At 71.3% G+C, this 2402-nt stretch carries 2 protein-coding genes; both read left to right on the top strand.

Annotated elements, in window-relative coordinates; genetic code table 11:
* The first annotated feature begins 104 nt into the window (after window positions 1-104).
* Complete coding sequence (locus tag HII36_RS54690; RefSeq protein WP_173531299.1) at window positions 105-815, top strand: hypothetical protein; 711 nt, start codon at window positions 105-107, stop codon at window positions 813-815.
* Window positions 816-947: 132 nt separating this feature from the next.
* Complete coding sequence (locus HII36_RS54685) at window positions 948-2330, top strand: glycoside hydrolase family 16 protein (RefSeq protein ID WP_173531298.1); 1383 nt, start codon at window positions 948-950, stop codon at window positions 2328-2330.
* Window positions 2331-2402 lie beyond the last annotated feature (72 nt).

Genomic DNA, 2402 nt, shown 5'->3' with positions numbered 1-2402 from the left:
GATCCCGACTCCGACGCCGACCCCGACTCCGGCTCCGACGCCGGTCGTCCGCCGCCTCCAGCGGGTGATTCCGCGTCCCCTCGCGAGCCGCGGGACGGCGGGTCGTGAGGCGGCGCGCCCTGGCGGCGGCGGCCGCGGTGCTGATGGTCTCGGCGGGCACGACGGCCTGCGGGACGGAGGCACGCGGCATCTGCGGCGTGATCGTCGACTCCACCAGCTACGCGGACCCCGCGACGTCGCGCACCGACGTGACGTCGAAGTTGCCGGCGTTCGCCCAGGGCTGCGACTGGGTGGCCTTCGCGGCCGTGACGGGCAGCTCCGAGAGCAGCTCGTGCCGCCAGGACCCGGTGGCGATCGCGGCCACCAAGGCGGAGAACCCCAACGCCAATCCCGTGGTCGAGGAGCGGATCAGGACCCACCGGATCACCGAGGTGCTGCCGCGCGCGGTCAAGCTGTTCGACTGCCCGGCCGAAGGCGAGGGCTCGGACGTGCTGGGCGCGCTGCGCTACCTGGTCAAGCAGCTCGCCGCGCGGCGGCAGCCCGACCAGGCGCACCAGATCATCGTGTTCAGCGATCTCATCAACAACCGCGGCGACCTGAACGTCAACCGGCTCGACCTGAGCGAGGCCGCGCGCGGACAGAAGATCAAGGAGCTGCGTGACGGACGCCTGCTGCCCGACATGACCGGGTACGCGGTGACGGTGCACGGGTTCCTGCGGGAGAAGCCGTCGGACCCGGACAGGTTCCCGATGCTGGAGAGCTTCTGGCGCGAGGCGTTCGAGACGGCGGGCGCGTCCCCTGTCGACCTGCTCTGAGCGCTGTCGAGAAACGCCGTCGAGAGCGCTCTCTCAACCTCTGCCTTGATCCATTGACACTGTGCCGTCGTCATGTTTCTCTCGTGAGAGAGCGCTCTCTCAATCACTCCGCGCACCCCCCAGGAGCATGTGATGACACCCGCGATCCCGCGCCGCCGCCGGTTGGCGACGCTGGCCGTGACGCTCGCCGCGCTCACCGGCCTGCTCGTCCAGGTGGCGGTGAGCGCGTCCGCCGCCGTTCCGCCGACCCCGTCCGGCTGGTCTCTGGTCTGGTCCGACGACTTCGACGGCTCGGCGGGCAGCCTGCCGTCGTCGTCCAACTGGATCATCGACACCGGCCACTCCTACCCCGGCGGCCCCGCGAACTGGGGCACCGGCGAGATCCAGAACTACACCTCCGACCCGGCCAACCTCGGCCTCGACGGCTCGGGCAACCTGCGCATCACGGCGCTGCGCGGCGCGTCGGGCGAATGGACATCCGCGCGGATCGAGACCAGGCGGGCCGACTTCAAGCCCGCCGACGGCCGGATCCTGCGCATCGAGGGCCGCGTGCAGATGCCGAACGTCACCGGCCAGGCCGCGCTCGGCTACTGGCCCGCGTTCTGGGCGCTCGGCTCGCCCTACCGGGGCAACTACTGGAACTGGCCGGGCATCGGCGAGTTCGACATCATGGAGAACGTCAACGGGATCAACTCGGTCTGGGGCGTCCTGCACTGCGGCGTCAGCCCGGGCGGGCCGTGCAACGAGACCAACGGCCTGGGCGCCAGCCGCGCCTGCCCCGGCGCCACCTGCCAGTCGGCCTTCCACACCTACCGCTTCGAGTGGGACCGCAGCGTGAGCCCCAACCAGTTGCGCTGGTACGTGGACGGCCAGCAGTTCCACGCGCTCAGCCAGTCGCAGTTCGACGCCACCACGTGGAGCAACATGACCGGGCACGCCGGTTACTTCCTGCTGCTCAACCTCGCCATGGGCGGCGGCTTCCCCGACGGCGTGGCCGGCTTCCGCACGCCGACCGCGGCGACCGTACCCGGGCGTTCCATGCTGGTGGACTACGTGGCGGTCTGGCAGAGCGGCACCGCGCCCACCGACCCGCCCGGCGGCGTGGACGCCCGCTCCACCATCCAGGCCGAGCGCTACCAGGCGCAGTCGGGCACCGGCCTGGAGACCACCACGGACATCGGCGGCGGCCAGAACGTCGGCTGGATCTCGGGCGGCGACTGGCTGCGCTACGACGGCGTCGACTTCGGCACGCAGGCCGCGCGCCAGTTCAAGGCCAGGGTGGCCTCGGGTGCGGCGGCCGGGGTCAGCGGCCTGGTCCAGGTACGGCTCGGCAGCCCGACCGCGCCCCCGATCGGCGAGTTCGCCGTCGCCAACACCGGCGGCTGGCAATCCTGGCGGACGATTCCGGCGAACATCTCACCGGTGACCGGCAGGCACACGGTCTACCTGACCTTCGCCAGCGGCCAGCCGGCCGACTTCGTCAACGTCAACTGGTTCACCTTCGCCACGTCGTGAGCGGCGGCGGGGTGGCATGCTGGAGGCCGGAACAAGGAGGAGATCAGCGGATGACCCACCCCTTCGGCACCC

The sequence above is a fragment of the Nonomuraea antri genome (assembly GCF_013283785.1).
Classification (GTDB): domain Bacteria; phylum Actinomycetota; class Actinomycetes; order Streptosporangiales; family Streptosporangiaceae; genus Nonomuraea; species Nonomuraea antri.
Note: the sequence above shows the minus strand (reverse complement) of the source record. Positions and strands in the feature narration are given on the sequence as shown.

Excerpts from the sequence above, each read along its gene's own strand:
- HII36_RS54685 (WP_173531298.1), top strand. The coding sequence starts at position 948 with ATGACACCCGCGATCCCGCGCCGCCGCCGGTTGGCGACGCTGGCCGTG.